We start from the raw sequence: 1795 nt of genomic DNA, 5'->3' as shown, positions 1-1795 counted from the left end.
GGTAAGAAGTAACCTGTCATAGAGTCTCTCAAATGTAACAGCGCGAGCGTGTTGAAAGACACCTTCGGGTTGTGAGGTTAAGTGACTAAGCGTACACGGTGGATGCCTAGGCAGTCAGAGGCGATGAAGGGCGTGCTAATCTGCGATAAGCGTCGGTAAGGTGATATGAACCGCAACAACCGGCGATACCCGAATGGGGAAACCCAGTGTGTTTCGACACACTATCCTGTCATGAATACATAGTGGCAGGAGGCGAACCGGGGGAACTGAAACATCTAAGTACCCCGAGGAAAAGAAATCAACCGAGATTCCCCCAGTAGCGGCGAGCGAACGGGGAGGAGCCCAGAACCTGAATCAGCTCTTGTGTTAGTGGAAGCGTCTGGAAAGTCGCACAGTAAAGGGTGATAGTCCCGTACACTAAAATGCATGAGCTGTGAGTTCGATGAGTAGGGCGGGACACGTGACATCCTGTCTGAATATGGGGGGACCATCCTCCAAGGCTAAATACTCCTGACTGACCGATAGTGAACCAGTACCGTGAGGGAAAGGCGAAAAGAACCCCGGCGAGGGGAGTGAAATAGAACCTGAAACCGTGTACGTACAAGCAGTGGGAGCCTACTAGTTGGGTGACTGCGTACCTTTTGTATAATGGGTCAGCGACTTATATTTTGTAGCAAGGTTAACCGAATAGGGGAGCCGTAGGGAAACCGAGTCTTAACTGGGCGTCTAGTTGCAAGGTATAGACCCGAAACCCGGTGATCTAGCCATGGGCAGGTTGAAGGTTGGGTAACACTAACTGGAGGACCGAACCGACTAATGTTGAAAAATTAGCGGATGACTTGTGGCTGGGGGTGAAAGGCCAATCAAACCGGGAGATAGCTGGTTCTCCCCGAAAGCTATTTAGGTAGCGCCTCGTGAACTCATCTTCGGGGGTAGAGCACTGTTTCGGCTAGGGGGCCATCCCGGCTTACCAAACCGATGCAAACTCCGAATACCGAAGAATGTTATCACGGGAGACACACGGCGGGTGCTAACGTCCGTCGTGAAGAGGGAAACAACCCAGACCGCCAGCTAAGGTCCCAAAGTCATGGTTAAGTGGGAAACGATGTGGGAAGGCACAGACAGCCAGGATGTTGGCTTAGAAGCAGCCATCATTTAAAGAAAGCGTAATAGCTCACTGGTCGAGTCGGCCTGCGCGGAAGATGTAACGGGGCTAAACCATGCACCGAAGCTGCGGCAGCGACGCTTAGGCGTTGTTGGGTAGGGGAGCGTTCTGTAAGCCTGCGAAGGTGGACTGTGAGGTCTGCTGGAGGTATCAGAAGTGCGAATGCTGACATAAGTAACGATAATGCGGGTGAAAAACCCGCACGCCGGAAGACCAAGGGTTCCTGTCCAACGTTAATCGGGGCAGGGTGAGTCGACCCCTAAGGCGAGGCTGAAAAGCGTAGTCGATGGGAAACAGGTTAATATTCCTGTACTTGGTGTTACTGCGAAGGGGGGACGGAGAAGGCTAGGCTAGCCGGGCGACGGTTGTCCCGGTTTAAGCGTGTAGGGGGAGTGACTTGGTAAATCCGGTTGCTTATTCAACCCTGAGGCGTGATGACGATGCACTACGGTGCAGAAGTAGTTGATGCCCTGCTTCCAGGAAAAGCCTCTAAGCATCAGGTAACACAAAATCGTACCCCAAACCGACACAGGTGGTCAGGTAGAGAATACCCAGGCGCTTGAGAGAACTCGGGTGAAGGAACTAGGCAAAATGGTGCCGTAACTTCGGGAGAAGGCACGCTGGCGCGTA

The 1795-nt window shown here is 52.8% G+C and carries 1 rRNA gene; it reads left to right on the top strand.

Features of this window, described 5'->3' with window-relative positions:
* Positions 1-75: 75 nt before the first annotated feature.
* A 23S ribosomal RNA gene (locus tag ACQKDS_RS20100) occupies positions 76-1795 on the top strand; the annotation flags it as partial.

Source organism: Serratia sp. NPDC078593, assembly GCF_050268245.1.
Classification (GTDB): domain Bacteria; phylum Pseudomonadota; class Gammaproteobacteria; order Enterobacterales; family Enterobacteriaceae; genus JBNNGK01.
The sequence above is the reverse complement of the archived record's forward strand: the minus strand, read 5'-3'. Positions and strand labels throughout refer to the sequence as shown.